This window comes from Maribacter chungangensis, from assembly GCF_042676845.1.
GTDB classification, from domain to species: Bacteria; Bacteroidota; Bacteroidia; order Flavobacteriales; family Flavobacteriaceae; genus Maribacter; species Maribacter chungangensis.
The window spans coordinates 1-14,026 of sequence record NZ_JBHTHY010000024.1 but is presented as its reverse complement, the minus strand read 5'-3'; the positions used below and the strand labels follow the sequence as shown (position 1 = coordinate 14,026).

Below are 14,026 nucleotides of genomic sequence, written 5' to 3'. Positions count from 1 at the left end.
GCCATGGTTTCCTTACCCACCAATGGCGATCATGCTCCTATTATTATGGGAATCCGGGTCCTTGAACTGTTCCAAGGTCTCCATGCCACTGCGGATTTTCTTTTTTGACCCTACCGCTTTTTGAATGACGGGCACAATGGACTTCCCTTCCCGCAAAGGCGTGAGCAAGTCGGTCTCCGAGGTGGAGAACAGGCAGTTTTTCAATTGCCCGTTGGCAGTCAATCGTATTCTGTTACAGCTGTCGCAGAAGGGATTGGTCACCGAACTGATCACCGCAAAGGAACCCGCATAACCCTTTATTTGATAGTTCTTGGCGGTATCGTTGGGGGCATCCTTCAACCTGATAAAACTTTGGGCGTCATAATGGGCATAGACCTCTTTGAGCACTTCTTCCAAGGAGACCAGTTTATCCAGGTTCCATTTGTTGCCATCAAAGGGCATAAACTCTATAAACCTGATCTGCAGGGGCCGGGTTTTGGTCAGTTCTATAAAATCCACGATCTCATTGTCGTTAAAGCCTTTGATGAGCACACAGTTCACTTTTACCTCAAAACCCTCTTTTACCAACAACTGAATGTTGTCATGAACCTTGGTAAAATAATCCCTACGGGTGATGGCCGTGTTCTTGTCGTTGTTCAGGGAATCCAGGCTCACGTTTATTTTCTTAAGCCCTATTTTTTTTAACAGGTCGATGAATCTGTGCACGATCACCCCATTGGTGGTAATGGCCAGCTCCACAGGAAGCGAGGCCAATTGCTCCAGAATACGCCCCACATCTTTGCGCACCAGTGGCTCCCCGCCCGTGAGCCTTATTTTGGTTACGCCGTGCTCCACGAATTCCTTGGCAATGGTGTAGATTTCCTCGTAGGTCATGATATGGGATTTTGGCGATAGCGCAATCCCGTCCGCGGGCATGCAGTAGGTGCAGCGCAGGTTGCAGCGCTCCGTGAGCGAAATACGCAGATAGGTATGTTCCCTACCGAATGTATCGGTCAATATGGTATTGGGTTTTGTCATATCAGTCGTGCCGCGCACCTTTTAAAATTCTAAACACATGCAGTACGGAGGGAAAAATGGCCTCCATGGACTCCCTTGCCCCGTTGGTGGAACCCGGCAAGGCCAAGACCAAGGTGTTTTTTAGGGTGCCCGCCACACTCCGGGACAGCATGGCGTAGGGCATTCTGTCCTGTCCGTATTTCCGTATGGCTTCCTCTATCCCGGGAATGTCCCGATCCAGCAAAGGTTTCAAGGCTTCGGGCGTTACATCGCGTTGGGACAGGCCAGTGCCCCCGGTATAAATGATCAGGTCCGCTCCCGCGGCCTGGTAGTGCTTTGCTTTTTCTTGAATCTCGTCCGTTTCGTCCGGAATAATGATGTAATCCTGTATGGCAACACCGCAAGCTTCCAACTTGGCCATGATCGCCTTACCGGCTTTGTCTTCTTTTTTTCCTTCGGATATGGAGTCGGAACAGACAATGACCACCGCCTTCAAATCGCGCCGAAACTTGTCTTGAAAACTGGACTTTCCCCCTTTTTTCTCCAATAGTTTGATCTGGTGTATTTCAATGCCCTTGTCAATGGGTTTCAGCATATCGTACATGTTCAGCGCCACAACGCTTGCGCCGTGCATGGCCTCTACCTCCACCCCTGTTTTGTAAATGGTCTTCACGGTGACCAGCACTTTTATCTCCAAGCCCTCCACTTCATAATCAATGCCGGTAAATTCTATGGGCAAGGGATGGCAATCCGGGAGCAGCTCGGGCGTTTTTTTAACGCCCAACAACCCGGCCGCCTTGCTCATGGCAAAGACATCGCCCTTGGGCACGGTGTTGTTGCGGATGGCGGTAATGGTGTCCTCCGTACCGACCTTTACAATGGCCTGGGCCGTGGCCGTTCTCAAGGTGTTGCTTTTATGTGTTATATCTACCATAATGTCATTGTGGGCTCCTTGCGGGGCATCTGTGTTTTTTGTTTTTCTTTTAAGGATGCGGTAAAAAAGCGATTTGTTCTTGGTTTTGGTGCTTAGGGCGGTGGTTTGCGTTTTACCCCTCCGTCTTCCTCCCGAAAAAGGTCGGAAGCCACCTCCCCTTGAAAAAAGGGGAGGAACTTTTTTACTTCTTCCCACTTTTACCTTCCTCTTTTTACTTTTCTACTTGCATCCTCTATTTTTTGTCTTACCTCTTACGCCCTAGGTACTTCTCAAAAATTCTTCCGTCCTACATCTTATGTCTTACCTCCTAAATCCTACCTCTTGATTCTTGCAAATTGCCAATCGCCCCACCCCGGTCACGTATTCACCTTCCATTGGTGCGAATCGTCCTCAAAAAGTTCCTTTCCAAAAACCGGTACATCGGCCTTAATGGCCTCCACCACGTGTTCCAAGGCTTTGAACACTTCTTTTCTTCGGGGCGATGATACAAAGACAAACAGACAGATCTCACCGGTTTTCACCGCTCCCAGACTGTGGTAAATGTGCATGCAGGTGAGGTTGAACTTGGCAAAGGTGGCCTCCCGGATCTCGTGGAATTTTTTGTTGGCCATGTCCTCGTAGGCCGTGTACTCAATGGCCGTGACCGCTTTCCCATCAATGTCATCTGCCCGCACCTGGCCCAAAAAGATATTGTGGGCCCCAATGTTGGTCTTGGATTGATGCTTGGCGATGGACTCCGCAATGAATTCCGACGAGATGGCGCCCTGTTTAAATACGTTTTTATAAGTCATTCTTATTTTTTTTTGGTTTGAAATCCCAGTGCTCTAAAACCTCAACTACCCTCCAGCAAAAGGCGGTAAAATGGCAATTTCCCGCCCGTTGAGCGGAGCGTTGTCCGCTACGAGCTCCTGGTCCTGGGCGATCCTGAAATTCTTTTGTTGCAGTTCAGGATAAGTGGCAAACAAATGTTCCTTTACTCTAGATATTGGCCCGGCCGAAAACTCCAGCACCTCGGACGGCTTGCCGGTGACCTCGGCGATCATTCCAAAATATTTGATTTCAATCTCCATAAGGTTCCTTGATTATACATGATTCATCCACCCAAAAAACACCATTCCTTACCCTTACCAAACCTTCAAGCAAAGGAACCCTGTTCCCTTCCTTGGGAGGTTGCCCCTTCAAATTCCCTCCAAGGCCTTGAACTCCTTGTCCAAATAGTTCCAACATTTTTTGTTGAGCTCGTCAAAAGCCCTTATAAGCCCCTTTCCATAGGGGGTAATGACGGTTCCGCCCCCTTTTTGTCCGCCCACCGAGGTGGTCACCACCGCCTCCTTGGCCGATCTGTTTACCGCATCTACCATGGTCCACGCTTTTTTATAGGACATGCCAATGGATTTTGCCGCCTTGGACAAGGATCCTTGGGCCTCTATTTCCTTTAACAATCGTACCCTGCCCTGGCCCACCAGCACATTGTCTCCTACCTCGATCCAAATCCTGCTTTTAATTTTATATTCGTTTATCATGGCTGTTTATTGGTGTGGCAATAGTATGGTCTTTACTAGTTCCCCTTTATTGATTTTGGTACTATCCTCAGGCAAAAAGACCAAGGCATTGGCGTACCCAAAAGCCCTGACCATCGCAGAACTTTGTCCGTCTAAAATCTCCACCCCTGCCCCATGCATTTTTGCTTTTAGGAATTGTGCCCTATCGCCGTTAACCGTATAATCGGACAGTAAAGGCACTTGGACACTGGGCAACTCTACCGCTTCCGCGCCTTGAAAATTTCTTAAAAGCGGATAGACATAAATATAAAAACAATTGAGCGCAGCTCCTGGGTTCCCGGGCAATCCGAATATGGAAGTCCCTTCTTTTCTCCCAAAAAACAAAGGTTTTCCAGGTTTTTGCTTCACTTTATGGAAAATCTGCTCCACGCCAATGGCGAGGAGTGCCTTCCCTACAAAATCGTAATCCCCAACGGATACACCGCCGGTAATCACTACGACATCAACAGTTGAAATCGTTTCTTGCAGCACCCGTTTCGTGTCCTCGTAATCATCGGCGATGCGGACAATGCTGGTATTTTTATACCCCAGTTCATTGAGGGTGGCCTGTAACATGGCTCCGTTGGACTCGTAAATCTTCCCATAAGGCAAAGGCGTTCCCGGCGAAACCAATTCGTTTCCGGTAACCACAATGGCAATGGACGGTTTCTGGCGTACCTTGACCTTGGTAATGCCCAAACCCGCCAAAAACCCTATGTGGGCTCCTTGTATCAAGGTTCCGTTAGACATTGCCACGGCGTCCTTCTTTATTTGTTCGCCCTGCGGCCTAATATTCATTTCTGGAGCCCACGGTATTTCCAAGCGTAATTGTTGTCCGTTTACGGCCACTTTTTCTTGCATGATTACGGCGGTTGCAGAATCGGGAACGGCCGCACCGGTAAAAATACGAACAGCCTCTCCCGTAGCCAGTTTTGGTTGATGGGCCGCTCCTGCCTGTACTTCCCCCACCAAGCGGTACCAATCTGCCCCATTGGCGTTCACGGCATACCCGTCCATGGCCGATTGCCGAAACGGAGGCATATCCATTGGCGAAATGACATCATCGTATAACACAAAACCCAAGGCATCGTTTAAAGTTACCTCCATGGTTTTGCCTTTGGACGTGCCATGCGATAATACCAATTGTAAGGCTGTGGCTGTATCTATCATTATGTTTATCCTTGGTATTCTTTAATAAGCAAAACACTGAAATACACCCGTGTTTTTCGTTCAATCCTCTAATTAACGTTAAAGCGCATTATTTAAATGACTTCATTGCCAGGTCAATTATCGAAAAAATAGAATGCTTTTACAATATTAAAGATACACTATCGCTATTTCCAAACAAATATAGCGCTTGTTTTTTTATTGATTTTATGACTTTTGTCATGTTTTTTAAGCTGCATTAGCTGCATTTTTGTTGAATTGTTAACCTATTGTTAACGTAAATAAAACGGTCTCGTCCTTTAAAACAACCAACACGGAATGCCAATAAAAAGCTATTTAGCCCACGCAATTTCAGGAAAAAAAGAAGATTTAATGAACGCCCTACTCAATTTGGGTCAGTGTGAGGTTGTGCCTGCAGAGAATCAAGATATTCTTGCCCTAGTTACGGAAACCGCCAACGAAAAAGAAGAAGAGCTACTAAAAGAAAAAATCGAAGCACTGGATAGTCTAAAATTATTAGCGCTGGTTTCCGGTTTCAACACACCTCAAAATTAAAATCGTTATATGTACACATCTACCACGAACAGAAGGAGTTTTATAAAAAAGATGGCGATGCTCTCTGCAATGACCGCAGCGGCATCTATGTTTCCGGGCATTGTATTTGCCAGTGAACAGGAAAAAGGAATTCCCGCCGACGCCAATTTAGATTGGAAAAAAGGCCCTTGTAGGTTTTGTGGCGTAGGTTGCGGCATACTGGTAGGCACGGAAAAAGGAAAGGCAGTTGCCGTAAAAGGTGATCCTAACTGCGAAGTCAATAAAGGTTTGCTCTGCGTTAAAGGCTATCATCAAATCATGTGTATTCAATCCAAGGACAGGCTTACCCATGCCTTGGTCAAGAAAAACGGAAAGTATGTTCAAACGCCCATAGCTGAAGCCTTGGATATTGTTGCCAATAAAATGAAAGAAACCATTGCCGCCCATGGAAAAGATGCAGTAGCCATGTATACCTCCGGTCAATCTACGATTCCGGAAGGCTACGTAGCCTCTAAATTGATGAAGGGAGCCATTGGCACCAACAACCTGGATTGTAACGCGCGTCTTTGTATGGCCAGCGCGGTTACAGGATTCCTAACCACCTTTGGTGCGGATGAACCCATGGGCTGTTATGAAGATATTGATTATGCGGATTATTTTGTGACTTGGGGCAACAATATGGCCGAAATGCATCCCGTGCTTTTCTCCAGAATGTTAGAGCAAAAGGCCAATCGTGGAGCGAAAATCATTGATTTTGCCACGCGGACTACGCGATCGAGTACGGCATCCGACCGCTCCATTTTATTTGAACCCCAGACCGATCTGGCAGTGGCAAATGCAATATGCCATGAAATCATAAAAAACGGATGGGTAAATAAATCCTTTGTAGAAAAACATTGTAATTTCAGCAAGGGACTTACCAACATAGGGTACGGACTCGAAGATAATTTTTCCTTTAACGATAAACCGGAAAAAATAGATTTTGAAGCCTACAAGGAATTTTTAGAGGATTACAGTCCCGAGGCAGTTTCCAAATACTCCAAAGTATCCGTAAAGGACATAAAATACCTGGCTTGGATCTATGGAAATCCGAACACTAAGGTCGTTTCATACTGGTGTATGGGCATGAACCAGCACACCCGCGGTACCTGGATCAATAATCTGGTTTACAATATTCACTTATTAACGGGCAAAATATCGCAACCCGGTAACGGACCGTTTTCGTTAACCGGTCAGCCTTCTGCCTGTGGTACCGCCCGTGAGGTAGGCACCTTTACCCACAAACTACCAAAAGGGGTAGTAATGAACAAGGAAAACAGGGAACTGGCCGCTAAAATATGGAAAGTACCTGTGGAGAACATTCCGTCTAAACCCACCTATCACGCCACTGAAATGTTCCGTGCGGTAGACCGTGGGGATATCAAATTTATATGGACACAGGCGACCAATCCCCTGGTTTCGTTACCAAAGACGAGCAGGTACCGTCCGGGGATGCAAAAGAAATCGTGCTTTGTAGTGGTTTCGGACGTTTTCCCTACACCAACTTCGGACGTGGCGGACGTGATCCTTCCTGCATCTTGGCATATTGAAAAAAGTGGGCTTTACGGAAATTCCGAACGTAGGACACAACATTGGGACAAAATGATAGACGGTCCCGGAGAAACAACCCCAGATGCCTGGATGTTCATTGAAGTGGCAAAACGTATGGGCTATGGCGACCTGTTCCCCTACAGTAAGGAAAACCACGTAGAAGAAATATACAACGAATACAAACAGTTTCACGAGGGTGCCAAACACGAGATGGCTCCATTGGATGTTCTTAAAAAAGAATCGGGCGTTATATGGCCCTACGTAAATGGTAAATCTACCCAATGGCGGTTCAACGCAAAATATGACCCTGCCTGTAATAACGGCGAAGACTTTCATTTTTACGGCAAGCCCGATGGCAGAGCGGTAATCTGGCAGCGCCCGTTTGAGGAAGCGCCCGAAAAGCCGGACCAAGAGTACCCCTTTTGGTTGAATACAGGCCGTGTTGTGGAGCACTGGCATACGGGGTCCATGACCCGGAGAATCCCTGTGCTACACCAAGCCATGCCAAATGCCTATATTGAATTTCATCCAGACGATGCTAAAGCAATGGGCATCAGAAACGGGGAAAACATCAAAGTAACATCGCGTAGAGGTTCATGTACCCTACCCGCGTCGATCAATGAAAGGGGCTTACCTACAAAAGGTCAGGTGTTCGTCCCCTTCTTTGATGAGAATATGCTTATCAATGATGTAACCCTTGATGCGTTTTGCCCTATATCCAAGGAACCGGATTATAAAAAATGTGCCGTAAAGGTCGAAAAAGTTTAAGCATGAAAAAACGACTGGGAATCATATCATTTTTTGTAATCATCTTCATGGCCTTTATAGTCGTTTGGAACTATAGCTACGAACAAGGACGGGAGGAAGCCTATATTCCACTAATAGAAACACCTACCGGTAATTTTATTCCGGGAGAAAGCGGCGCGTTTAACCGGTTCGATACCAGCGGGATGGACTATTTGAATATGCCGGTAGATGAAGCCCATCAGCGCACGCTAGAAACCTATTATGAAAATAGGGCCTACCCAGGAGCTCCGCCAAGTATTCCGCACCCGGTTGCCAAAGAAGAGAGTTTTGGCGGAAACACGTGCATCCAATGTCATCAAAACGGTGGTTTTGTGGAAAAATTTAACGCTTACGCTCCCGTAACACCGCATCCGGAGATGATAAACTGTCGCCAATGCCATGTGACCAAGAACACCAATTCTACCTTCACGGAGCTTGCTAGTGCGGCTTCGGCTATTTCCGGTTTTGCAAACATAGCGGCACCTAAAGTGGGAGAAGGTGTAAACAATGCCATGCCCGGGAGTCCGCCAATGATGCCACATCAACTACAAATGCGCGAAAATTGCATTTCTTGTCATGCCGGACCAAGCGCACCGAAGGAAATCAGGGTTTCGCATCCGGAACGAATCAATTGCAGACAATGTCATTTACCCATAAAAGCAGAACAGACAACCATGGACGCCAGTACGTTCCTAAGACAATTCGATGAACTTAATGAAAAATAGCACATCCATATATACGATGATGTTCTTTCTGGCGGTGACCCTGGTCTCTTGCAAAGGAGGAGAAGAAGAATATCATTCCGTAACAGATAAAATAGAAGCAAAACAAACCCCTTACCACGGCACACTTAGCTCCGAGGAATTGTTGTCCGGCACCGAACTTATTTCCATTACCGAAGGCGAACATACTTTTTTGATTCCCGAACGCAAAGGACAGATCAAGTCTTATGCATGTATCGAGTGCCATAGCAAACCTGTTTCGCAAATGAAGGGCAACGATATACAAAAAGCACATTGGGACATAAAATTAGAACATGCTAGTGGCGAAACCATGAACTGTGCTACCTGTCATAACGGCGATGATATGAACAATCTCAATACGCTAACGGGCAAGAATGTAGATTTTAATATGAGTCATAAATTATGTATTCAGTGCCATTCACCTCAATTCGAGGATTGGAAAGGCGGTGCGCACGGAAAAAAAGTTGCAGGATGGGCACCACCGAGAGCCTCCATGACCTGTGTAAACTGTCACAATCCGCATAGCCCCGGTTTTGAAAAACAATTACCGGTTCAATTCAATACAAAAACAGCCATAGAACGCCAAGAAGGCTTGGATCACTAAATAAATTAGGTATGAGCGAGAATAAAAAATGGTTTTCTTTAGATTTAGGAACGCACCGAAAAAAAGAGTCTTCAGGCTCTTGTGGCTGTGGCAAAACTTCCGGTGGATGTAACAATCATAAAAAAGAACTAAGTGCAGATGAGTTTTATGAGGCCGCTATCGATGCATCTATAGGAGAAGAGCGACACAAAGATGGTTTTGAACAGGTCTTTGATGTTAAAATGGACAGGAGACAGGCCTTTAAAAAACTGACTGCCAGCTTACTTGTAGGCGCGGGAGCGGTAACGACCTCCTGTAGCATAACGGCCGGAGAGAATAGCAAGGAAAAAGCGCAAATAAATTGGGAGGAGCAGTTTAAAGGAAACTATAAGCTCATGACCGATGAAGAGAAACAAGGCACTATAAATCGACTAATGCGTTCATACGAACTGCGTACGGGCAAGAATATCAATATGACAGCCGAAAATGCAGAAGAAAACGTACTCTTTGGCTATGCCTTTAACATCTCCCAGTGCCAAGGATATATGAATTGCGTAACCGCATGCACAGAGGAAAACAACCAGGACCGGAATTCGGAAATGCAATACATCCGTATCCATGAAATGAAGGATGGCGAAGGACTCAAATTCGATACCGCAGACGATAATTACTATCATGAAGTACCCGCGGAAGGCCATTTTTATATGGGCACCCAATGTTTTCATTGCGATAATCCTCCTTGTGTGGACGTTTGTCCCGTGCAGGCTACGTGGAAAGAAGAAGACGGCCTGGTCGTAGTGGATTACGATTGGTGCGTAGGCTGTCGCTATTGCATGGCGGCCTGCCCTTATGACGGTAGAAGGTTTAACTGGAGCAAACCAGAATTACCGGAAAACGAGATCAATAAGAACCAGCACTACTTGGGCAACAGAATGCGTAAAAAAGGAGTGGTGGAAAAATGTACCTTCTGCGTACAGCGCACGAGAAAAGGTAAAAATCCGGCCTGCGTGGAAGCATGTCCAACAGGTGCCCGCATCTTTGGCAACCTACTGGACCCGGACAGCACCATTAGATGGGTACTGGAAAACAAAAAAGTGTTTCGCCTTAAAGAAGATTTAGGAACGGAACCTAAATTCTGGTACTTTATGGATTAACCCATAAAACGCGGAGAAAGAAAAAAGAAAAATCATACTGCCATGATTCAAAAAATTAAATAATGGGGCAATTAAAAGTACTTAAAAGTTTAATAGTCGATAGTTTAGATACCATTACCAAGGGGTCTAAAAAGTATCATATCTGGATGGGCTCCTTAACCCTTATTATGCTGGTAGGCATGTATTGCTATAGTATCCAATTGGACGAAGGCTTAAGTGCAACAGGACTTACAGATCGCGTTAGTTGGGGACTTTATATTTCAAATTTTACATTTTTGGTAGGCGTTGCAGCGGCAGCCGTTATGTTGGTAATGCCGACATACGTGTTAAAGGATATCGATTTTAAACAGGCCGTTCTTATTGGAGAGGGGCTCGCAGTAGCGGCGTTGATCATGTGCCTGGCATTTGTTGTTGCAGACATGGGCGGCCCCTCTGTGCTTTGGCACATGATTCCTGGCATTGGTGTCTTCAATTTCCCTGCATCTATGCTTACATGGGACGTTATTGTATTGAACGGGTATCTATTTATAAATATAAGCATACCCTTTTATATCCTTTTTAGGCACTACCAGAACAAGGAGGCCAAAAAGAGCGTTTACCTACCGGGCGCTATCCTATCCGTTTTTTGGGCAGTTGCCATACACTTGGTCACTGCTTTCCTTTATCAAGGTCTACAAGCCCGTCCTTTTTGGAACAATGCCTTATTGGGGCCACGTTTTTTAGCCTCCGCCTTTGCGGCAGGTCCCGCACTTATCATATTGGTGTTGGCTATTATTCGCAATTTCACGGAATTTAAAATAAAGGACAAAACCATCAAAAAAATTGCGATGATCGTAACGGTTGCTGCTCAGATTAATTTGATTATGTTGGTGTCAGAGCTTTTTAAAGAATTTTATGCCCCCACACATCACAGCGAAAGTGCGTATTACCTGTTTTTTGGACTACATGGCAAAGACGCGTTATTACCTTGGATATGGACGGCTATTCCCTTAAACGTACTTGCCACGGTGATGCTTACATTTGGTAAGCTTAGAAACAATCTTAACGTACTTTACTTTTGCTGCTTTATTTTATTCGTTGCCATTTGGATAGAGAAAGGTTTTGGGCTCATTGTACCCGGTTTTATTCCCGGACCCTATGGTAAAATTGTAGAATACCTTCCCACGGGTATAGAAGTGGGAGTTACCATTGGTATATGGGCGCTTGGAGCCTTTGTATTTACAATTTTGGCCAAAACCGCCATTGGTATCGAAACTGGTCGACTACGGTATGGGCAGAAGAATATTTCGGAGGGACAATAGCTTACATTATACTTTCTACACGCTACAGCTATAATAATCAACGAAGAATAGGCTTACCCCTTTAGCGTAATAGAAACATATCCGTTTATCTCCGAAATTAATTAGTGGCGTTTTGTACGTTTTAGATAGCAAGATGACAATCGATACATATATACCGACATCCGATAAGAAATATGATAATCGACCCTTGATATGAAGATTATTAGTTTTGATGAGATACCATTGAGCTAACATTGATCAACTCTTCAATTTCAGATAATTATCCTATATAAAGTTTACGGTTACATTAACTAAGATCTGTAAAAAACATAAACCATTGTTAATCAGAAATTTCATGAATTACTATGTAGATGGATATTTAAGTTTGCCCTTATTGCAAAAAGGATCTGTAAATCCATACCGCAACACTATCGGATAAGCAACTATAGGAAAAAGTCCTACATTACAAGCTTTAAGGATTACCGTTGAACTTCATCAGATTTTTTCTATATTTAAGGATATTCTTATAGTCTAAGCTATATCGAGAATACCATGGAGCCCTTAAAAAAAATGCTAAAACAGGAAACACCTTATATGGATTCTTCCAGAAATAAGTTGCTTCTGGTGGGATTATTGGATGAGCCGGGCAAAGTGAACCACCTTCGCCGGATGAAAGTGAGCATAGTAAACTAAGTGTTCAAAGTCGATTCCATTGTGGTTAAATTTACTGTTTATTTTTTAGTTTTTTTCGCATTGATTCTCCTTTGACGTCCATTCTGTGGGCTGTGTGTACCAACCTGTCTAGAATTGCATCTGCAATGGTCTGTTCCCCTATGATTTCGTGCCATGCTTCAACAGGTAGTTGAGAAGCTATTATCGTCGACTTTTTTCCATGTCTGTCCTCGATGATTTCCATAAAGGAGTGCCTGTTTATACTATCGAGGCCTTTAAGCCCAAAGTCGTCAAGTATGAGCAGGTCTTGTTTTTCGAGTTTGTTTATTTGCTTTATGTAAGAGCCGTCCGCCTTCGAGGTCTTTAGCATTGTAAAGAGTTTAACGGTGTTGAAGTACATGACCTTATAGCCCAATGAACAGGCCTGATGGCCAATAGCAGAAGCCATATAGCTTTTTCCTGCACCGGTGCTTCCCGTGATCAATATGTTTTCTTTCTGCTTTATAAAGTCGCAAGTGGTAAAACGGTGGATCTGGTTTTTATCGATATTCCGCATAGGGTCATAATCGATGTTCTCCATAACGGCGCTATACCTGAACCGGGCGGCCTTGGTCAGCCGTTCTATTTTACGGTTCTGTCTATCGTCCCATTCCGACTGCATCAGATAGGCTATCAGCTCGTCATTGGTGTAGTCGATACTTTGGGAGGATAGACTGGTATTGAAGGCCCTGATCATACCATAAAGCCTTAATTGTTTCATCTGTTCCAATGTTTGTGTATTCATATACGTGGTTTTAAAGTTTCTGTTTATTTGTAATAATGACCGCCCCTTATGTTGTCATGGTTCGGCATATCGATTTCCTGTTCGATGTCTTCCTCGAGAGAGTCCCATCCGTTTTTAAGGATGCGCTCGATGATATTATAATTATATGCCCCATAGTCCAACGCTCTTTTACAGGCATTGTCCAAACGGGTATTGCCGACCTTTTTGGTCAAGTGCAGTACGCCCAAACATGATTTATAGGATTGTTCGGGATGTTGTTTCTTGTCGAGTATTTTGATAATGTATCCCTTACAGTTCTCTCCGATATGACCTGCCCATGCAATGAACTTCTCCGAACTCCATTCACTTACGAACCGATGGTGTGATGGCATATGTTCTTTGATGGTTGTATAGGCATATTTCTTACGCTCTCTTGGGTGCGCCGCCAGTCGTTCTAGCTTATGGAATATCTCGACCAGACTCTCTGAATAGATGATCTTGATTCGTTTTCCGATATGTTTATACGGTACACTATAGTAATGTTTATCCTTGTTGAAATAGATATGGCTGTTCTTGTGAACGGTTCCTTTGGCGTATGATTTGATCTCGTACCTTTTTAACGGTAAAGGCTTGAGTTCTTGCCTTTCCACTTCCTCGAACAGTGAACGACGAGAGTATTCCCTTCCCCTGAAAGACATCTTGTTGTGCGCATCCAAGAGTCCTAAAATAGCTTTGTTGATATCGGGGATACTATGGAAGGTTTGATGGCGCAAGGGCGCAAATACCCTTGTATATATGATACGAACTGCATTCTCGACGATGGCCTTGTCCCTAGGCTTGTACGTTCTAGTGGGCAGTACCGCTGTTTCGTAATACTCGGCAAAGTCGGCAAAGGTATCGTTGACCTTTGGTTCGTAACGACTACTCTTGGTAACTGCTGATTTAAGGTTGTCTGGGACCAGGGCATCGGGCACTCCGCCATAATACCAAAGGGCGTTCTCAACACTGCGGATAAAGTCTTCCTTTTTTTGACTTGCACTGGCTTCTACATAGGTGTATTGACTGCTGCCAAGTACGCAAACAAACACCTCCAGATTTTGTAGTTCGCCCGTACTGCGATCCACTATGGTGAGTTTCTTGCCCGTATAGTCGATAAACAGTTTATCTCCCGCTTTATGGGTAAGGTGCATTACCGGCGATACTTCCTTGGTCCACTCGTTGTACCAATATTTGAATTGCGACACCTTGAAGCCATCTGGGTGTTTTGCGTAGTATTCTTCCCA

Annotated in this window: 14 protein-coding genes; 6 read left to right on the top strand and 8 right to left on the bottom strand. The window is 44.9% G+C overall.

Annotated elements, in window-relative coordinates; translation table 11 throughout:
* Positions 1-12: 12 nt before the first annotated feature.
* The 6 genes from moaA to ACFQZJ_RS18015 all read right to left on the bottom strand — a co-directional run bounded on the left by moaA (position 13) and on the right by ACFQZJ_RS18015 (position 4,641).
* A complete protein-coding gene (gene moaA, locus ACFQZJ_RS18040; RefSeq protein WP_379936504.1) occupies positions 13-1,017 on the bottom strand; it encodes a GTP 3',8-cyclase MoaA in 1,005 nt (334 codons plus the stop codon).
* A 1-nt stretch (position 1,018) separates the two neighbouring features.
* The gene (gene moaCB / locus ACFQZJ_RS18035) at positions 1,019-1,930 is read right to left on the bottom strand and encodes a bifunctional molybdenum cofactor biosynthesis protein MoaC/MoaB (RefSeq protein WP_379936503.1); all 912 of its coding nucleotides are present in this window, start codon (positions 1,928-1,930) and stop codon (positions 1,019-1,021) included.
* Between the two features lie 356 nt (positions 1,931-2,286).
* Positions 2,287-2,721, bottom strand: coding sequence for a molybdenum cofactor biosynthesis protein MoaE (locus ACFQZJ_RS18030; RefSeq protein ID WP_379936347.1), 435 nt, complete (start codon positions 2,719-2,721; stop codon positions 2,287-2,289).
* Positions 2,722-2,766: 45 nt separating this feature from the next.
* Positions 2,767-3,000, bottom strand: a complete 234-nt coding sequence (locus ACFQZJ_RS18025; protein WP_379936346.1) for a MoaD/ThiS family protein — start codon at positions 2,998-3,000, stop codon at positions 2,767-2,769.
* A gap of 108 nt (positions 3,001-3,108) precedes the next feature.
* Positions 3,109-3,453, bottom strand: coding sequence for a winged helix-turn-helix domain-containing protein (locus tag ACFQZJ_RS18020; protein ID WP_379936345.1), 345 nt, complete (start codon positions 3,451-3,453; stop codon positions 3,109-3,111).
* A gap of 6 nt (positions 3,454-3,459) precedes the next feature.
* Positions 3,460-4,641, bottom strand: coding sequence for a molybdopterin molybdotransferase MoeA (locus ACFQZJ_RS18015; protein ID WP_379936343.1), 1,182 nt, complete (start codon positions 4,639-4,641; stop codon positions 3,460-3,462).
* A gap of 315 nt (positions 4,642-4,956) precedes the next feature.
* On the opposite strand from ACFQZJ_RS18015, the gene ACFQZJ_RS18010 reads away from it, so the two are divergent.
* The 6 genes from ACFQZJ_RS18010 (at position 4,957) to dsrP (ending at position 11,329) form a co-directional block, all read left to right on the top strand.
* A complete protein-coding gene (locus ACFQZJ_RS18010; RefSeq protein WP_379936341.1) occupies positions 4,957-5,193 on the top strand; it encodes a hypothetical protein in 237 nt (78 codons plus the stop codon).
* Between the two features lie 9 nt (positions 5,194-5,202).
* Entirely contained in the window at positions 5,203-7,530 is a 2,328-nt protein-coding gene (locus ACFQZJ_RS18005; protein ID WP_379936340.1) for a molybdopterin-dependent oxidoreductase, read from the top strand.
* A gap of 2 nt (positions 7,531-7,532) precedes the next feature.
* On the top strand, positions 7,533-8,273 hold the full coding sequence (locus ACFQZJ_RS18000; RefSeq protein WP_379936338.1) for a cytochrome C: 741 nt from the start codon (positions 7,533-7,535) through the stop codon (positions 8,271-8,273).
* Positions 8,263-8,895, top strand: coding sequence for a multiheme c-type cytochrome (locus ACFQZJ_RS17995; protein WP_379936337.1), 633 nt, complete (start codon positions 8,263-8,265; stop codon positions 8,893-8,895). Before ACFQZJ_RS18000 ends, ACFQZJ_RS17995 begins: the two co-directional genes overlap by 11 nt.
* An 11-nt stretch (positions 8,896-8,906) precedes the next feature.
* Entirely contained in the window at positions 8,907-10,028 is a 1,122-nt protein-coding gene (locus ACFQZJ_RS17990) for a 4Fe-4S dicluster domain-containing protein (RefSeq protein ID WP_379936336.1), read from the top strand.
* Positions 10,029-10,090: 62 nt separating this feature from the next.
* Positions 10,091-11,329, top strand: coding sequence for a sulfate reduction electron transfer complex DsrMKJOP subunit DsrP (dsrP, locus tag ACFQZJ_RS17985; protein ID WP_379936335.1), 1,239 nt, complete (start codon positions 10,091-10,093; stop codon positions 11,327-11,329).
* A gap of 703 nt (positions 11,330-12,032) precedes the next feature.
* Here the strand turns inward: dsrP and istB are convergent.
* Entirely contained in the window at positions 12,033-12,764 is a 732-nt protein-coding gene (gene istB / locus ACFQZJ_RS17980; RefSeq protein WP_379936334.1) for an IS21-like element helper ATPase IstB, read from the bottom strand.
* A gap of 23 nt (positions 12,765-12,787) precedes the next feature.
* The coding region (istA, locus tag ACFQZJ_RS17975; RefSeq protein ID WP_379936333.1) for an IS21 family transposase at positions 12,788-14,026 on the bottom strand (1,239 nt) is incomplete at its 5' end.

Bases quoted from the DNA above. Each gene is read 5' to 3' on its own strand.
- moaA (WP_379936504.1), bottom strand. From the start codon at position 1,017: ATGACAAAACCCAATACCATATTGACCGATACATTCGGTAGGGAACAT.
- moaCB (WP_379936503.1), bottom strand. From the start codon at position 1,930: ATGGTAGATATAACACATAAAAGCAACACCTTGAGAACGGCCACGGCC.
- ACFQZJ_RS18030 (WP_379936347.1), bottom strand. From the start codon at position 2,721: ATGACTTATAAAAACGTATTTAAACAGGGCGCCATCTCGTCGGAATTC.
- ACFQZJ_RS18025 (WP_379936346.1), bottom strand. From the start codon at position 3,000: ATGGAGATTGAAATCAAATATTTTGGAATGATCGCCGAGGTCACCGGC.
- ACFQZJ_RS18020 (WP_379936345.1), bottom strand. From the start codon at position 3,453: ATGATAAACGAATATAAAATTAAAAGCAGGATTTGGATCGAGGTAGGA.
- ACFQZJ_RS18015 (WP_379936343.1), bottom strand. From the start codon at position 4,641: ATGATAGATACAGCCACAGCCTTACAATTGGTATTATCGCATGGCACG.
- ACFQZJ_RS18010 (WP_379936341.1), top strand. From the start codon at position 4,957: ATGCCAATAAAAAGCTATTTAGCCCACGCAATTTCAGGAAAAAAAGAA.
- ACFQZJ_RS18005 (WP_379936340.1), top strand. From the start codon at position 5,203: ATGTACACATCTACCACGAACAGAAGGAGTTTTATAAAAAAGATGGCG.
- ACFQZJ_RS18000 (WP_379936338.1), top strand. From the start codon at position 7,533: ATGAAAAAACGACTGGGAATCATATCATTTTTTGTAATCATCTTCATG.
- ACFQZJ_RS17995 (WP_379936337.1), top strand. From the start codon at position 8,263: ATGAAAAATAGCACATCCATATATACGATGATGTTCTTTCTGGCGGTG.
- ACFQZJ_RS17990 (WP_379936336.1), top strand. From the start codon at position 8,907: ATGAGCGAGAATAAAAAATGGTTTTCTTTAGATTTAGGAACGCACCGA.
- dsrP (WP_379936335.1), top strand. From the start codon at position 10,091: ATGGGGCAATTAAAAGTACTTAAAAGTTTAATAGTCGATAGTTTAGAT.
- istB (WP_379936334.1), bottom strand. From the start codon at position 12,764: ATGAATACACAAACATTGGAACAGATGAAACAATTAAGGCTTTATGGT.